The sequence below is a fragment of the Kitasatospora sp. NPDC051164 genome (genome assembly GCF_044455625.1).
Lineage (GTDB): Bacteria > Actinomycetota > Actinomycetes > Streptomycetales > Streptomycetaceae > Kitasatospora.
Genome location: NZ_JBITFB010000041.1, coordinates 1 through 15851 on the forward strand (window position 1 = coordinate 1; position 15851 = coordinate 15851).

Below are 15851 nucleotides of genomic sequence, written 5' to 3' on the forward strand. Positions count from 1 at the left end.
CAACATCACCTACACCTCGGCCAGCGCGTCAGTTCATCGAACGATCACACGAACGAGCGATCCCCAACCATGAGTAAAGGGACTTAACGTCCTCTGACATCTACCGGGACTGCGGCATGACACCACGGCGAGTGGTCAAGATCCTGGTGGAAAACATCGGCTGCAGCGATCTGCAAGTCGAGGCCGACGGGCCCCACTGGCGTCTCGACGGACGCATGACGGACGACACCCGCACGCTGAGCCTCCTCGTCACGGCGCTGCTGCCGTTGCTACCTCAAAGTGCGACCACGCTTTCACTGACCGGCAGATACGCCGACGGTGCTCACACGGCCGCAGGACCGCTCGAACCGTGGCGTGCGTTCACCAGCCTTCCGGCCGACAGCGAGGCCTACGTGACGGGGATGATTCGCGCCCAGTTGCTGTGGTCCTACGACGGCGACCAGTACTTCCCGGGGCCGGCGCTTCGCAGGTGGGCTTCCCAGCAGGCAGCAGAAGCAGTGGACCGCCTTGCGCCCGAGGCGGTGCGGCGACTGCGGGAACTGCAGGCCCTTGCCGCATTGGCGGAGGACACCGCCCTGCGCGAGGCGCTGGCCGCGGCGATCAGAACCGTGCGCCTCGGCCGGCCCGACACGAGCGACAAGGTCGCGATAGAAAATCTCAGGACCTGGCGCAGCCGCCCGGTGGCGTTCCCCCGCCGATGAGCTTCTCGACGCGTCACGCTGGTTGTCGTCGTCCCGTTCCGGAGAGTGCGAGCAGGGATGAGCAGGTACTGGCGGTGTCGTCGGCATCGCCCGGTCGATAGTCAGCACCCACAGATCATCGGAGCCACCATCAGGCGACAAAGTACGCACGTCCAATGATCAATTTCTGACTGCTTTCTTCCATCGGAGACGCAGGAAGACGGTCGCCGATGCGGATCTTCATTTGACCGGCTAAACCTACCCAGCACGGGGCTCCCCACCCCGCCTTGGCCGCTCTGGACGACAGCGAGCCCCCTCGTCGCGGGGTTGGCGCCCGACTACGGCAGGCCGAGACCGATGCGACTCGGGGCGGCCCGGCGCACTGCAATCCGCTCATCGGCATGGGCCTCCGGTCTCGATGCCGACAGCCGAACGGCCAGCACTCCCGGCCTGATGACCAGTCAGAAAGTCAGCAAAGGTCAGCATCGATCCGAAACCCTGGCACACATGCCCGAACACGAGACTCGACAGACCCCTCCCGGGCCCAGCGAGCCCAGACCTCCGGGCGCAGGGCAGACGACGGACCAGCCGTCTCTGCCTGGCAGCCGCCAGGCGGAGCACGAACAGATCCGCCACACGTTTTCCCAGGTCAGCGCACCCACCCTCGCGACTTCAGCGGGATCGCGGGCAGCTCCGGGGTGGGCAGTCGAGCGCCGTCGTAGCCATGAACTTCACCGAACCGGGAACCCTTCTCCCAGTCGTTTCGTGCCTGTACGATCTCATCACCGGATCGGCCGATGAAGTTCCACCACATAAAAATCAACCACACCCAGCCGGGTTTCCGGCCTCGTCACACAGCCGGTGACTCAGCGGTGCTCGGGGTTCTCGAAGTCGAAGCGGCACCCCGCGTCCCACTCTGAGCGCTGGTTGCCGTGGGCCGGGAGCCCGCCGGCGTCCTTGAGCATCCGGGCCAGGTGGAGCTGGTTCCAGGTCATGAAGGTGGTGTTGCGGTTGGTGAAGTCGTTCTCCGGCCCGCCCGACCCCGGGTCGAGGTAGGACGGCCCGGGACCCGCCTCCCCCACCCACCCTGCGTCGGCCTGCGGCGGGATGGTGTACCCGAGGTGCTGCAGGCTGTACAGCACGTTCATCGCGCAGTGCTTCGCGCCGTCCTCGTTCCCGGTGATCAGACAGCCGCCGACCCGTCCGTAATACGCGTACTGGCCCTCGGAGTTGAGGATCGACGAGCAGGCGTACAGCCGCTCGATCACCTTCTTCATCACCGACGAGTTGTCTCCCAACCACACAGGTCCAGCTAACGTCAGGATGTCGGCGGCCATGACCTGGGAGTAGATCACCGGCCACTCATCGGTTTCCCAGCCGTGCTCGGTCATGTCGGGCCAGACGCCCGTGGCGATGTCAAGGTCGACCGCGCGCAGGACGTCGACCGCGACGCCCTGGCGCTCCAGGATGCCGGTGCTGACGTCGATCAGGCCCTGAGTGTTGCTGCGTTCCGGGGAGCGCTTCAGCGTGCAGTTGATCACCAGGGCGCGCAGGTCGGCGTACGACGTCGTCGGGTCCGGCACGGATTCCTCCTTCAGGCTCGGTCGGAAGCCGGTCGGGTCGCGGACTCCCCGCACAGCTCACCAGCCCCACCCGGTGGGCGCTCGCGGAACTGGGCCGCTTGCCTGACGGTGCGCCGTTCGGTCGACCGGCCAAGTCCATCTGCTCGGGTTCCAACCCGGGGTGCGCGTACCGGACCCGGGTTCCCGCCCTGCCTTCGCACTCCCCCGTGGCCAGAACCAAGCGAAAGCGACCGGGGAGGTTCGAAACCGGCAGCGCTCGTTCGAGTTCGTCCGCGAACTCCCACGATGACGTCCGGAGTACGAAGCGCCCGACTTCAGGGGCGTCTGCAAGACGAAGGACCACGGTGATGTCAGGCTTCGTAGCGAGACCTGATCGCGCCGCCGTCCTTCGCTCTGCCATCGCTGGTGGACACCCGCAGGGGGTACCTGCCGCGGCTGCCGGGGCGAGCCGGAGTCCGGCCTCGCAGAGGTGCTCCACCGAACGGTTGCCACGTCGGGACATCCGGACCGTGATCGCCTTGCGTGGAGGCGATCACGACGGGCAATGCGGTCAGCCTGGTGTCGACGCAGTATTCACGCTCACACCCGCCGGCGCCACGGTCCAGGGGATCCCCGAACAGGGCCGCCAGGCGCGCGGCCGCTTCGGCGTCCGAAGCCCTGAGGTGCCACGTCTCCGCAGGAACGACCGAAGCGTTGCCCGGACAGGTCATGCGGAGCGCGCCTCCGACCTCGCCCCCGATGTCCGGTGACAGGCGGCCGACTGTGCTACGCGAAGGCGAGGAATGTGGGAGGCATCCGGACATCTGCGACTCCGAGGCTCGTGGACGGAGCCTCGATGGAGCCGTGCTCCGTCATGTCCGGCCAGACGCCCGTCGCGATGTCGATGTCCACCGCGCGCAGGACCTCCACCTGGACGCCCTGGCGTTCCAGGATGCCGGTCGAGACGTCGATCAGGCCCTGGGTGTGGCTGCGTTCCGGGGAGCGCTTCAGCGTGCAGTTGATCACCAGGGCGCGCAGGTCGGCGTACGACGTCGTCGGGTCCGGCACAGGGTCCTCCGTCGGGGTGTCCGGGAGGCCGCTCGGGTGACGGGCTCCCCGGACAGCTCACCAGCCCCGCCCCGCGGCCGCACACGGGGCTGGGCCGGTCGCCTGAAGGTCGGGGCCCGACCGCGGGCCCCGGTCAGGCGGGCCCCGGTCAAGCGGACGGGGAGCGGCGGACGATCAGCATGTCCTGGGTGTGGCCGATGGCGTAGGTGCCGTCGGGCCGGGTGAAGTGGTCCTGGACGTAGGCGGTCAGGGCGGCGCGGGAGGGGCGGGGGTCGAGGGTGGCGAGGTCGGCGACGTTGACCATGAACTCGGCGACGTCCACGGCCTCGGCGAGGTGGGCCGTGCGGTAGTGGAGGTCGAGGGTCTCGAGGGTGATGTCGTCCGCCGGGTGGCGCTCGCGCAGGCGGTCGGCGAGGGTGCTCAGGTCGTAGCGGACGCCGGTGAAGTGGGCGGCCATCCGCATGCAGGGGCTCTCGGGGTTCTGCAGGACGACCAGGAGGGCGCCGCCGGGCGCCGTCCAGTTCAGGGCGCGGGTGACGGTGGCGAGCCAGTCCGGCTCGGGCACGTAGTAGAGCACGTGGGAGAGGTGGACGAGGTCGGCCGGCTCGGGCGGCTGGGCCCGGTCGAGCCGCTCCGGGAGGACGAGGGCGTCCGGGCAGGTGGTGCGGAGCTTCTCGCGCATCGCGGCACTGCGCTCGACGGCGACCGTACGGTCGAAGGACCGGGCCAGGTGGGCGGTGGTGCGGCCGTCGCCCGCGCCGAGGTCCAGCAGGACCCGGCGGTGCGGCAGGGCGGCGGCGAGCTCGCTCAGCCGGGCGTGGGTGATCGGCTTCTCGTCCGTCCCGGCGAGGAACAGCTCGAACGCCCGGCGGTAGTCGGCGCTCGCCACGTCCAGGACACGGACCGGGTCCGCGTCCCTCGTCTTGGTCTCCACCCTGCGGCCTCCCTCTGACGACGTGTTGGGGCGCGCTCATTGCACCCCCGTGTCCGGCCGCCCGCGCGCAGGGACGTTCCTGCCCGCGTGTCGCACGATGGCGAGGGTGGGACTGCGGCGCCCCGGCGGTTATTCGGTGGCCCGCGCGGAGCCACCGCTTCTACAGTGTCCGCCTGATCACTGACGTTCACGGGAGCCCGGACATGCGCGTGCACTACCCCCGGACTCCGCATCTTCCCTGGTCACCGGGGGCGGCGGCGGACGACGTGCGGACCGGGGACCTCACCGCGCTGGCCGGCGCGGAGGTCGTCGTCACCGAGAAGCTCGACGGCGAGAACACCACCCTCTACCCCGACGGCCTGCACGCCCGCTCACTGGACTCGGCCCACCACCCCTCCCGCGCCTGGGTGAAGGGCCTGCAGGGCCGGATCGGCGGGCGGATCCCGGACGGCTGGCGAATCTGCGGCGAGAACCTGTTCGCCCGACACTCGATCCCGTACACCGACCTGGAGAGCTGGTTCTACGGCTTCTCGGTCTGGACGGACCGCGACCACTGCCTGGACTGGGACGACACCGTCCGCTTCCTGCGCCGCCTCGGCGTCCCGTCGCCCCCGGTGCTGTGGCGCGGCCGCTTCGACGAACGGGCCCTACGCGCCCTGCCGTTGGACCTGAACCGGCAGGAGGGCTACGTCGTGCGGACCGTCCGGGGCTTCTCCCGGGCGGAGTTCGGCGAGCGGGTCGCCAAGTGGGTGCGCCCGCACCACGTGCGCACCGACACGCACTGGATGCACGCCGCCGTGGTGGAAAACGGGCTCGGCCCGAGTGCCGCACTGTGGTCCGTACGGTCCGGCGCGCTGCCCGAACCGCCCGCCCTGGCCGCCGCATTGGGACTAACCGAACTGTTGTGCCAGCCCGAGGAGTTGGCGGAGGTGTCGGCCCGGCTGGACGAGCTCGGCCGCGGCGGGGACGCCCGGCTGGCCGGGGTGCTCGCGACCGCGCTGCGCGCCGAGCGCCGGCCGTCGCTGGCGCCGCGCCTGGCCGGGCCGCTCGGGCTGCCGCTGGCCCGCCGGGTCGCCGACCTGGTCGGGCTGCACCCGGGGCTGCACCAGCCGTACCCGGACGAGGACCGCCGCGCCGGGCTGGTCCGGCTCTCCTGCGCCGCCGACCTCGGGGTGCTGCACGCCGTCGCCGCGGCCGCCGCTCCCGGGGCGGCGGAGCGCGAGCAGGTCGCCTGGTCCGCGCTGCACGCCGAGGACGCCGGGCTGCTCGACGGGGCGCCGCTCGCCCGGCTGCGCACCGGTCTGCGCGAGGCGCTCGCCGACCTCGACCGGGACGCCGCCGACCGCTGCTGGGCACAGGCCCGCGAGGCGTACGCGCTCGGCCGGATCTCCACCGTCGAGGAGGCCGTCGCGGCCACCTGGCGCCGGCGGGACGGCCGCTTCCCCCGACTGGTGCACCTGTGCGGCCCGTCCGGCAGCGGCAAGAGCAGCTTCGCCGCCGGGCTGACCGGTGTCGCCGCCCGGATCAGCCTGGACGACCTGCGCGCCGCCCGGGGCTCGCGCGCCGACCAGCGCGACAACGCCGTGGTGCTGCGCGAGGGCCTGGCCCGGCTGGACGCCGCCCTCGCCACCCCAGGGGCCGACCGCACGGACACCGTCGTCTGGGACGCCACCTCGCTCAACCGCCGGCAGCGCTCCCAGGTCCACGCCATCGCGCAGCGCCGCGACGCCCTGGTCACCCAGGTCGTGCTGGTGGTCGGCGAGGACGAACTGCAGCGCCGCAACGCCGTACGGCCGCACCCGGTGCCGGCCGACGTGCTCACCGCACAGCTGTACCGCTTCAGCCCGCCCTACCCCGGCCAGGCGCACCGCACCTGGTACGTCGGCGCCGGTGGCACCGTGGAAGACACGGCGGGCACGCTCGACGCCGAGGAGGACTGATGCGTCCCATCGAACAGATCTGCCAGCGCATCCGCTGGGACGCCCGCTTCGACCCGGCCCGGTTCACCCTGGGTGTGCGCCAGCGCGACGACCGCACCGAGCGCGTCCCGCTGGAGGCTTTCGCCGCCGCGGGCGACATCCCCTGGCACCGGGTGCACCGGGTCGAGGCCGACGGCGTGGTGGTCTGGGACCGCGCGTCCGGCGTGGACGTGCTCGACAGCACCGAGGCCGGGCGCCGCACCGACCCGCGCCGGCTGCGCTCGCCCTTCTTCGTGGCGACGACCCCGTACGCCTGGCAGCCGGACCGCGACCGGCAGCCGGACGGCCCCCCGCGAGCGGACAGCTCCCCGCGGGCGGGCTCCTCCCGGGGGCCGGGCGACGGCTGGCAGGCTGTCGTCTCGGAGCACGCCCAGCCCTCGGCCCCGACCGTCGGCGACCTGCGCGTCGTCACCTGGAACACCCTGTGGGACCGCTACGACGCCGACCGGATCGCCACCGCCCGCCGCCGCCCACCGCTGCTCGCCGCACTGGAGGCCGCCGACGCCGACGTGATCGCCCTGCAGGAGGTCGAGCCGGCGCTGGTCGCCCTGCTGCTGGCGGCGCCCTGGGTCCGCGCCGGCTACACCCTCAACGCGGACCCGCTCGGCCGGGACGTCGACGAGCACGGCCTGCTGCTGCTCAGCCGGCTGCCGGTCCTGGAGGCCGGCCGGCACGCGCTGGGCCCGCACAAGGCCGTCACCGCGATCACCGTACGGACCGCCGGCGAACCGCTGACGGTCGCCGCCGTCCACCTGAGCAGCGACCACTCGCCGGACGGCGCGGCCCGCCGCGAAGCCGAACTCGCCCAGCTGGCCGAAGGGTTGGGCGGCCTCGAGGGTGAACTGCTACTGCTCGGGGACTTCAACGACGCCCGCTCCGGCGCCACCGGCCCGGCCGCCGCACTCGGCCTGCGCGACGCCTGGACGCAGGTGCACGGCCCGTCCGACGACACCCCCACCTTCGACCCGACCGCCAACCCGCTCGCCGCCGTCTCCTCGCTCACCGGCCGCCCGGGCCGCCTCGACCGCGTCCTGCACCGCGCCGACAGCACCCGCATCACCGCCGCCGCCCTGCTGGGCGAGCGCCCGACCGCCGACGGACTGCACCCCTCCGACCACTACGGCGTAGCCGTGGACCTCACCCTCGACGGAGCGGGCGGGACGCCGGACGTCCTCGACGCCGCGCCCACCCCCCGGACCGCCGTCGCCTGGCTGCCGCCCGAGGAGCTGTGGCCCCCGATCCAGCGGCTGCGCGCCGCGTACGACCCGCAGCTGCGCCGCTGGCCGCCGCACGTCAACCTGCTGTTCGGCTTCGTCCCGGAGGCCGAGTTCGACCGCGCCCTGCCGCTGCTGGGCGCGGCCGCCGCTGAGACGGCGCCGTTCACCGCGCGCCTGGCAGGGGTGCACACCTTCGGCCACCGCGAGGACGCCACCATCTGGCTCGACCCGGCCGCCGCCTCCGCCGAGCCTTGGGCGGCGCTGCGGCACGCGCTGGAACGCCGCTTCCCCCGCTGCCGCGGCCGCGCGGAGGGCTTCACGCCGCACCTGACCCTCGGGCGCAGCACCGACCCGCAGCGGGTGGCCGCCGACTGCGCGGCCCGGCTCACCGAGGTCTCGGCCCGGGTGGGCGAGCTGGTGGTGCTCTCGCGCCGGGGCTCCGAGCCGATGCGGCCCCGCGCGGTGATCGCGCTGGGGACGGGCGAGGTGCGCCCGGTGCCCGAGGAGCCGACCGTCTCGCGGCAGCCGGAGCCGGAGTCGCCCGAACGGACCTCCTTCGCCTGGGCGTTGGCTCGACGCATCACCGAGGCGCTACCGGACGGCGCGGTCCACGTCGTCGGCTCGCGGCGGCTGGGCTGCCAGCTGGACGGCGCCGACCTGGACCTGGTGGCGGCGCTGCCCGGCCCGGCCGACCTGCCCGGCGTCCGCACCCGGATCGCGGCCGCGCTGCCGGACGCCCGACGGCTGCGCGAGGTGCGCGGCGCCCGGGTGCCGGGGTTGCGACTGGAGGCGGACGGCCTGTCCGTCGACCTCGTCGTCGTGTTCACCGGCTCACTCGACCCGGCCCAAGCCGTGGCCCGCCGTGCGGAGTTGGGCGAGGCGGAGGCCGTCGCGCTGAGCGCGGTCACAGACGCCGAGGCGATCCTGGCAGCCCTCGGCGACCGGCACGACCGCTTCGTCCGGCTGGCCCGTCAGGTCAAGGCCTGGTCCCGGGCGCGCGGCCTGGATTCCGCCCCCTTCGGCCAACTGCCTTCGCTCGCCTGGTCGGTGCTCGCCGCACGGGTCGTCCTGGACGCCGATGACGCTCACGACTCGGACGACGATGACGCGGACGGAAGTGACACGAACGGAACTGACGCCGACGGCGACCTGTTCCGGCAGTTCACCGAGACCTGGGCCGGCTGGGACTGGCGCCAACCTGTCTGCCTGTCCAGGTACCTGATGTGCCATCAGTCCGAACCGATCTCCATCGTCACCCCTTCCTCCCCCGTCCGCAGTTGTACCACCCAGGTCAGCGCCGACACCCGCGACCTGCTCACCGAGGAGCTCTACCGCGCCTGGGAGCTCACCACGGAGAGCACCGACCCCTGGCCCGCCCTGCTCGCCCCGCCCCCGCTGCACCGCCGCCACGCCGCCTGGGCCGTGGTCACCGCCAGGGAGGAGTCCGTCGGGCTGGTCCGCGGCCGCCTCCGCACCCTCCTGGCCGCCCTGGAGGTAGCCGGCGCCACCCACCTCCACGCCTGGCCGCACCCCTACCGGACCCCCGACGGCCTCACCCACTTCCCCATCGGCCTCGGCCCCACCCCGCTCACCGCGGACCGACTCGCCACGACCGCCACCGCCTGGTGCCGCCACCTCCCCGGCGTCCGCCTCCAGCACGTCGAGGGCGGCGCGGTCCCCACCCTCACCAGCTGAACCTCACCCCCGGGCACGGACGAGGACGGCATCGACAAGAATCCGGAGCGGACCCTGGCACATGTCGCCAGGCCCCGTACGAGCCGGCCGGACCAGGGATGGAGCCCGGGAGGGCCGAGAGGCGCTGTTCCTCGTCCGGGGTGTCGGTTGCAGTGGGCCTCACCGAGGATGAGGACGCTCCAGCCCCGGGGTCCGTTCGGTAGGCGATCGTCCGGGCGTCCACGACGTAGTCGACCGGCAGGACGACGCGCGCCGAGGAACCGGGCCCCGGGCAGGTTGGACCCCCGCCCGGGGGCCGGTTCCGGGGTGGACGGATGGAGGAGGACGGTCGGGGTCAGTAGACGTTGACGCCGTACGCGGCGAGCGCCTCGTTGACCGGCTGGAAGAAGGTGGTGCCGCCGGTGCTGCAGTCACCACTGCCGCCGGAGGTGATGCCGAGGGCCTTGGTGGCGTCGTACAGCGGGCCGCCCGAATCGCCGGGCTCGGCGCAGACGTTGGTCTGGATCATGCCGCGTACGGTGCCGCCGTCGGAGTAGCGCACGGTGGCGTTGAGGCCGGTGACCGTGCCTCCGTGGGTGCCGCTGGTGGATCCGGTGCGCTTGACCGCTTCCCCGACGTAGGCGTTCGGGGCGGAGGTGAAGCCGCCGGTGTGGCTCACCGCACTGTTGTCGTAGCGGACGAGCGCGTAGTCGTTGCCGGGGAAGCTGGAGTTGACGGTCGCCCCGATCAGCGTGGTGTGGCCGGAGTTGGTGTACCAGGTGCTCGCGACGTTTCCGCAGTGCCCCGCGGTGAGGAAGTAGTAGGTGCTGCCGCTCACCACGTTGAAGCCGAGCGAGCAGCGGTACTGGCCGCCGTAGATGGCGCTGCCCGCGGCGAGCAGCGGGCGGAAGGTGCCCGGGGAGTGCTGGATCCGCAGCGTGGCGGCGTCGGGGCCGGCGGCCTGCTTGATCCTGGCGATCGCGGCCGGTGGGACGGTGCCGTCCACCGTGACGACTACACGGTCGGCCGTCGGGTCGACGTACCAGGCGATGCCGTTGACGTCGGTCCGCTGCAGGGCGTCGCTCACCGCGGCGAGTCGGGCCGGGCCGGCGGGTGCGGTGGGGGCGGCGACCGCACTCGGCGCGGCCACCGCGGTGGCGGACAGCAGGCCGACGACGGCAGCGAGCAGTCGGGTGGTCCTCGCGGTGCCGGTGTGGGGGATGGTGCGCGTGGTCCTCACTGGTCTCCTCCTGGGAGTGAGAGGCCCCCTGAGGGTGTGGGGGCCGTGAGGCGCGGTCAGGGAGTGCGCGGACAACCGACGGTGTCCATGGGGGTGCCACCGCGGATGATCTGCCCCTGACAGGCGCTGACGGGAAGTATGAGCAGAGCCGGAGGGCGGCACAAGGCCCCGGACACGGCCTGCACACCATCTCGACAACCCCACGGACGGCCCGCCGGGCCGCGGTCCAGGAAACCCGGGCCGTCGGCACGGGACGTTCGGACCACGATGCCGGGCTGTCCGTCAGGCCGGTCGAGCCGGCCCGGGTCAGCCACCCGTCGGGACCCGGAGCGTGCCGTAGCGCTGCATCCGCTGCCAGCGCAGGCGGGATCCCGCCAGCGCGGTGAAGACCGACTGGATCACCACCAGGTACATCAGCTGCCGGTAGACGAACTGCTGCAGCGGCAGGCTCCACAGCGGTCCGTACCGTTCCTTGTCCAGCCGGAACGCGTAGGCACCCATCAGCATCTGGACCAGCAGGAACGCCGCCCACAGCCCGACGATCCGCACCGGGTCGAGGAAGGCCAGTCCGTACAGCGCGAAGACGTCGACCACCGGGGCGAGCAGGGGCAGGAGGACCTGGAACATCAGCAGGTAGAGCAGCCCTCGCCGGCCCAGCTTGCCGGCCTGCCCGCCCTGGACGAGCGCGCCGCGGTGCTTCCACATCGCCTGCAGGGTGCCGTAGCACCAGCGGTAGCGCTGGCGCCACAGGGCGCTCAGCGAGGCGGGGGCCTCGGTCCAGGCCTTGGCCCGCTCCTCGTAGACCACTCGCCAACCGGCCCGGCACAACGCCATGGTGAGGTCGGTGTCCTCGGCGAGCGTCTCCTCGCCCACGCCGCCGACCGCGAGCAGCGCGGAGCGGCGGAAGGCGCCGACCGCGCCCGGCACGGTGGGCATGCACTCGGCGAGGTCGAAGAGCCGGCGGTCCAGGTTGAAGCCGACCACGTACTCGATGTGCTGCCAACGGCCCAGCAGACCACCGCGGTTGATCACCTTGGCGTTGCCGGAGACCGCTCCGACCGAGGGGTCGGCGAACGGCTGCACGAGGTGCCGGACGGCGTCCGGCTCGAACACGGTGTCACCGTCCACCATGACCAGCAGCTCCGCGCGGGCGGCGGCGATACCGGTGTTGAGGGCGGCTGGCTTGCCCGCGTTCTCCTGCCGGATCACCCGGGTGTACGGCAGGTCGAGCGACTCGACCAGGTCGGCCGTGCCGTCGGTCGAGCCGTCGTCGACCACGATCACCTCCACCGGGTGGTCGGAGGCGAGCAGCGACCGCAGTGCGGCCTCGATCCCGGCGGACTCGTTGTAGGCGGGCACGATCACACTGACCGGCTCGGTGACCGGCGGCCCCCATGGCCGGCGCCGCAGCCGCTTGTGCCGGCGGGCTGCCGCCAGCACGGCGACGGCCCGCAGCACGCTGATCGCGCCCGCCGCCCACAACAGCCAGCCCAGCGCCGCGAGCGTCCGGTCGCCGCCCCGGAGGAGCCACATGAACGCGGTCCCCTGGAGCCGGTCGGCGGTCCCGGCCCGGTGGACGGGGTCGGACAGGCCGACCGCCTCGCTGACCGTGGCGAAGTGCAGGCCGCGGTCCTTCAGCCGGGGCAGCAGGGCGGTCAGCGCCGCCACGGTCTGGGAGCGGTCGCCGCCCGAGTCGTGCATGAGCACGATCCGGCCCGGGCCGCCCGCAGCGTCGTCGAGGGTCTTCAGGATCTGCGCGGTCCCGGGTCGGCGCCAGTCCTCGCTGTCCTGGGTGGTGAGCACGGTCAGGTACCCCGCGTGCCCGGCCTGCTGCACGGCATCCCACTCGCCGTCGTCCAGGGCGTCCGGGCTGGAGGAGTACGGCGGCCGCAGGAGGGAGCTGGTCACTCCCGCCGAACCGGCCAGTGCGAGCTGGGTCTCGCGCAGTTCCAGCGAGCGGCGCCAGTCGGGCGCGGGGCCGAGGTCGGTGTGGGTGAACGTGTGCACGCCGATCTGATGGCCCTCGGAGACGATCCGGCGGATCAGGTCCGGGTGGGCGGCGGCTTGGGTGCCGACCACGAAGAACGTGGCGTGCACCCGTTCGCGACGCAGGACGTCGAGGATCTGCGGGGTCCAGGTCGGGTCGGGGCCGTCGTCGAAGGTGAGGACGATGGTGCCGGGCTTGGGAGCGGCGCTGCGCGGCTGGGGGCCGGCGGCGTCGATCACCGGTCCGCCTTCGCGGATCGCCGTCGGCACGGTGCTCGTGCCCGCGTGCGCGGCCGTCTGGTCCGGGCGGTCGTCGAAGCTGTGCTGGGTGTACCCCTGGAGCAGTAGGGCGCCGGAGAGAGTGAGCAGCAGTGCGGTGAGCAGCAGCCAGTGGGTGCGCAGCGGGCCCTGCCTCACCACTCCGCGCCTGCCTCTGCGGGGGCGGTCGGGGGCGGGGGCTCGACGGCGGCGGGTTGTGCTCATGGCGCTGCTTTCCGGGGTGCGGGCCGCAAGGGTGGGCTGGTCGGGCATCAGGGTTTGCCGGGCTTGTTGCCGGAGTTGCCCGGCGGGCTCGTGGGGCGGCCGTGCCCGGGTGGGGGCGTGGCGGCGGGCGGGCTGTTCGGCGGCGCCGCGGGGCTGGTGACCGGAGCGGGCGAGCCGACACCTGCGGGGGCACTCGGGAGGCCGGCGGCAGGCCCGGTCGGCGCGCCGGCCGTCTGCGGGTGCCGGTCCCCGACCGGGCCGGTGCCGGCCTGGCGGGCGGCCACGGTGGGCGGCGCGCCGGGCGGGGCCGCGGCCTCCGGGGCGGCGAACGGCGCCGTGGACGGTGTGGATGCCTGGGCGGGCGCGCTCGGCGCGGGCGGCTGGGGCAGCGGAAGAAACGGCGCGTTCACGGTGGGGCCGCCGAGCAGGGTGCTGCCCAGCAGCGCGAGGTACCCACCGGCCGGAACGGCCAGCACCGCCCCGAGCCTGCGGATCCGGCGCTGACGGCGGCCGGAGGCGTCGACGAACACGGGCGGGGGCGCGGGCTGCTCGTCCGCGGTGTCGGTGACGGCGGACAGCTCGGCGGTGTCCGACTCGCCCGCCTCGTCGGGCCACGCGAGGTGGTCGGCGGGACCGGCCGCGGGGGCGTAGTGGTCGGCGGGACCGGCCGCGGGGGCGTAGTGGTCGGTCGGGGTTCCGACGACCGGTCCGCCGGCCGCCGGGCCGTGAAAGTACCTCGGGACCAGCGGAGGGTAAGGCTGCTCCTCGGCGGTCGGCCATGGGCCGTACGACGTGACGGGCACGATGTCGAGTCCAGGTGTTGTCGGTTCACAGGGCTACCACGGCAGCACCCCGATCACGGCGGACCGGGCGGTGAGGTGGTCGTACCTGTTCAGCGCCGACGGCCGGCTCGCTGTCACACCTTCTCGGGAAACCGTGCCGACCGCCGGATCCCAGGGTTCACAATTTATATTGCGCAACTTTTCTTTCGGATCTACCGTGGACCCATGACCCAGAAGCCGGAGCCCAACCGGATCACCGACCTGTCCCGTCTGAAGGCGTTCACCAACCCGCTGCGGATGCAGCTCTACCGACTGCTCTACGCGGCGGGCAGTGCCACCGCCTCGCAGCTCGCCGAGCAGGTCGACCAGGCGCCGTCCCTGGTCAGCTACCACCTGCGCAAGCTCGCCGAGCACGGCTTCGTCGCCGAGGCGAGCGGCCGGAGCACCGACGGCCGGGAGCGGTGGTGGCAGGTCGCCTCCGAGGAGGGCTGGGGCTTCCGGGAGTCCGACCTCTCCGACACGCCCGAAGGTGCCGCCGCCGTCGGCGCGGTGGCCCGCGGGCTCGTCGACTCCCGGGCCACCCAGTACCGCGCCTACCTGGACCAGGGCGCCGCCTGGGGCACGGAGTGGACCGACGCGGCCTTCAGCCTCGAGTGGCTGCTCGACCTCAAGCCGGCCGAACTCGCCGAACTGGGCGAGGAGTTGCAAGACCTGTCCCGGCGCTGGCGGGAGCGCGGCAAGGCCGCCAGGGCGGCCGGCGACACCGAGGGGCGCGAGCACGTGTCCGTCCACCTGTACGGGTTCCCTTTCCGCCCCTGACCTCACTCAGACCGCCCCCGCACCCCCGCACAGACGAACCGGAGACCGTGATGGCCCTCGCGGAGACGACCCGCCCCCTGCGCACCGCCACGCCGCCCGCCCACCGCGACGGCAACGTGCTGCGCTGGCTCGCCGCCTACACTGCCTCCCTGATCGGCGACAGCGTCTATTTCGTCGCGCTCGGCTGGGCCGCGCAGCGGGCCGCCGGCCCCACCGAGGTCGGCCTGGTCATGGCCGCCGGGGCGCTCCCGCGCGCGGTGCTCATGCTCGGCGGCGGCGTGCTGGCCGACCGGCTGGACCCCCGGCGGGTGATCCTCGGCAGCGACGCCCTGCGCTGCCTGCTCATCCTCTCGGTGGCCGCAGCCATCGCCCTGACCACGCCCGCGCTCTGGCTGCTGGTCGCGGTGGCGCTCGTGTTCGGCGCCGTGGACGCGCTGTTCGTCCCCGCCGTCGGCGCCCTCCCGCCCCGGATCACCGGCCCCGACCAGCTGGCCCGGGTCACCGGGATGCGCTCGCTGTCGATGCGCCTCGGCCAGATCGCGGGCCCGCCGCTCGGCGGCCTGGCCATGGGCCTGGGCGGCCCGGCGGCCGCCTTCGCCACGGCGGGCCTGCTCTTCGCGCTCTCCCTGCCGCTCCTGCTGACCATCCGGGTCCGTGCCCTGGAGACGCCCCCGGACGAGGCGGCGCCCCGCCGCGGCACCGCACGCACGGACCTCCTCGACGGGCTGCGCTACCTCCGCCGCCACCGCCTGATCGGTCCGCTGGTCGCCGTCGGCGGCGTCTGCGAACTCGGCCTCACCGGCACCCTCAACGTCGGCATGGTGCTCCTCAACGCCGAGCGCGGCTGGGGCCCGTCCGGCTACGGCTGGATCGTCGCCTGCTTCGGCGCCGGGGCCACCGCCGGCGCCGCGCTGCTCACCGTCGTCGGCCGACTGCCCCGGGCGGGCCTGACCATGGCGGGCACCCTGCTCGTGGCCAGTACGGGCGTGGCCGCGATGGGCCTCGTCCCGAGCCTGGGGACCGCCGCCGCGCTGGCCGCGCTCGTCGGCCTGTGCGCGGGCCTCGCCGGCGGCCTGGACAGCGCCCTCGTCCAGACCGCGACGGACCCCGCCTACCTCGGCCGGGTCACCTCCGTCGTGATGCTCACCATGCTCGGCCTCGCCCCGCTCAGCTACCCGCTGGTCGGCGCCGCCATCGGCGCCTGGGGCGCGGCCCCGGTCTTCGTCGGCTGCGGCGCCGTCTCCTGCCTGGGCGCGGCCGTCGCCCTGGCCTCCGGCACGGTCCGGCGCGCCGAACTGCCCCGGCGGCAGACGGACCACTGAACCCGCGGCAGACCACTGAACCCGCGGCGGCCCGCCGGCCCGACAGCGTCCCGGCCCGTGCGGCACGGACCGGACAGCATCGACCGGGCGGGCCGGGCGGGCTGC

General features: G+C 73.5%; 10 protein-coding genes and 2 pseudogenes. 5 read left to right on the forward strand and 7 right to left on the reverse strand.

All coding sequences use genetic code 11. From position 1 onward, the window contains the following. The first annotated feature begins 131 nt into the window (after window positions 1–131). The gene (locus ACIBEC_RS40325; RefSeq protein WP_360505135.1) at window positions 132–701 is read left to right on the forward strand and encodes a hypothetical protein; all 570 of its coding nucleotides are present in this window, start codon (window positions 132–134) and stop codon (window positions 699–701) included. A 628-nt stretch (window positions 702–1329) separates the two neighbouring features. Here ACIBEC_RS40325 and ACIBEC_RS40330 read toward each other — a convergent pair. From ACIBEC_RS40330 to ACIBEC_RS40345, 4 genes and pseudogenes are all read right to left on the reverse strand, one after another. Beyond that, window positions 1330–1500: pseudogene (locus ACIBEC_RS40330) on the reverse strand (pirin family protein); the annotation flags it as partial. Between the two features lie 46 nt (window positions 1501–1546). Next, window positions 1547–2263: a flavodoxin family protein gene (locus ACIBEC_RS40335; protein ID WP_360505133.1), complete on the reverse strand. Its 717-nt coding sequence runs from the start codon at window positions 2261–2263 to the stop codon at window positions 1547–1549. A gap of 840 nt (window positions 2264–3103) precedes the next feature. Further along, a pseudogene (locus ACIBEC_RS40340) lies at window positions 3104–3310 on the reverse strand (flavodoxin family protein); the annotation flags it as partial. A gap of 148 nt (window positions 3311–3458) precedes the next feature. Then, window positions 3459–4244 carry a class I SAM-dependent methyltransferase gene (locus ACIBEC_RS40345; RefSeq protein WP_360505131.1) on the reverse strand — a complete coding sequence of 262 codons (786 nt, stop codon included), beginning with the start codon at window positions 4242–4244 and terminating at the stop codon, window positions 3459–3461. Between the two features lie 203 nt (window positions 4245–4447). Here ACIBEC_RS40345 and ACIBEC_RS40350 point away from each other — a divergent pair, with 203 nt between their 5' ends. Next, the gene (locus ACIBEC_RS40350) at window positions 4448–6184 is read left to right on the forward strand and encodes an RNA ligase family protein (protein ID WP_360505129.1); all 1737 of its coding nucleotides are present in this window, start codon (window positions 4448–4450) and stop codon (window positions 6182–6184) included. Continuing rightward, entirely contained in the window at window positions 6184–9135 is a 2952-nt protein-coding gene (locus ACIBEC_RS40355) for an RNA repair domain-containing protein (protein WP_360505127.1), read from the forward strand. Before ACIBEC_RS40350 ends, ACIBEC_RS40355 begins: the two co-directional genes overlap by 1 nt. A gap of 334 nt (window positions 9136–9469) precedes the next feature. Here the strand turns inward: ACIBEC_RS40355 and ACIBEC_RS40360 are convergent, their stop codons facing one another. From ACIBEC_RS40360 to ACIBEC_RS40370, 3 genes are all read right to left on the reverse strand, one after another. After that, a complete protein-coding gene (locus tag ACIBEC_RS40360) occupies window positions 9470–10354 on the reverse strand; it encodes a S1 family peptidase (protein WP_360505125.1) in 885 nt (294 codons plus the stop codon). A gap of 306 nt (window positions 10355–10660) precedes the next feature. Next, a complete protein-coding gene (locus tag ACIBEC_RS40365; RefSeq protein WP_396290184.1) occupies window positions 10661–12823 on the reverse strand; it encodes a bifunctional polysaccharide deacetylase/glycosyltransferase family 2 protein in 2163 nt (720 codons plus the stop codon). Window positions 12824–12870: 47 nt separating this feature from the next. After that, a complete protein-coding gene (locus ACIBEC_RS40370; RefSeq protein ID WP_360505121.1) occupies window positions 12871–13626 on the reverse strand; it encodes a hypothetical protein in 756 nt (251 codons plus the stop codon). A gap of 204 nt (window positions 13627–13830) precedes the next feature. Here ACIBEC_RS40370 and ACIBEC_RS40375 point away from each other — a divergent pair, with 204 nt between their 5' ends. Together ACIBEC_RS40375 and ACIBEC_RS40380 are read left to right on the forward strand one after the other, a co-directional pair. Continuing rightward, window positions 13831–14424, forward strand: a complete 594-nt coding sequence (locus tag ACIBEC_RS40375; RefSeq protein ID WP_360505119.1) for a helix-turn-helix domain-containing protein — start codon at window positions 13831–13833, stop codon at window positions 14422–14424. Window positions 14425–14474: 50 nt separating this feature from the next. Further along, window positions 14475–15746 carry an MFS transporter gene (locus ACIBEC_RS40380; protein WP_360505117.1) on the forward strand — a complete coding sequence of 424 codons (1272 nt, stop codon included), beginning with the start codon at window positions 14475–14477 and terminating at the stop codon, window positions 15744–15746. Window positions 15747–15851 lie beyond the last annotated feature (105 nt).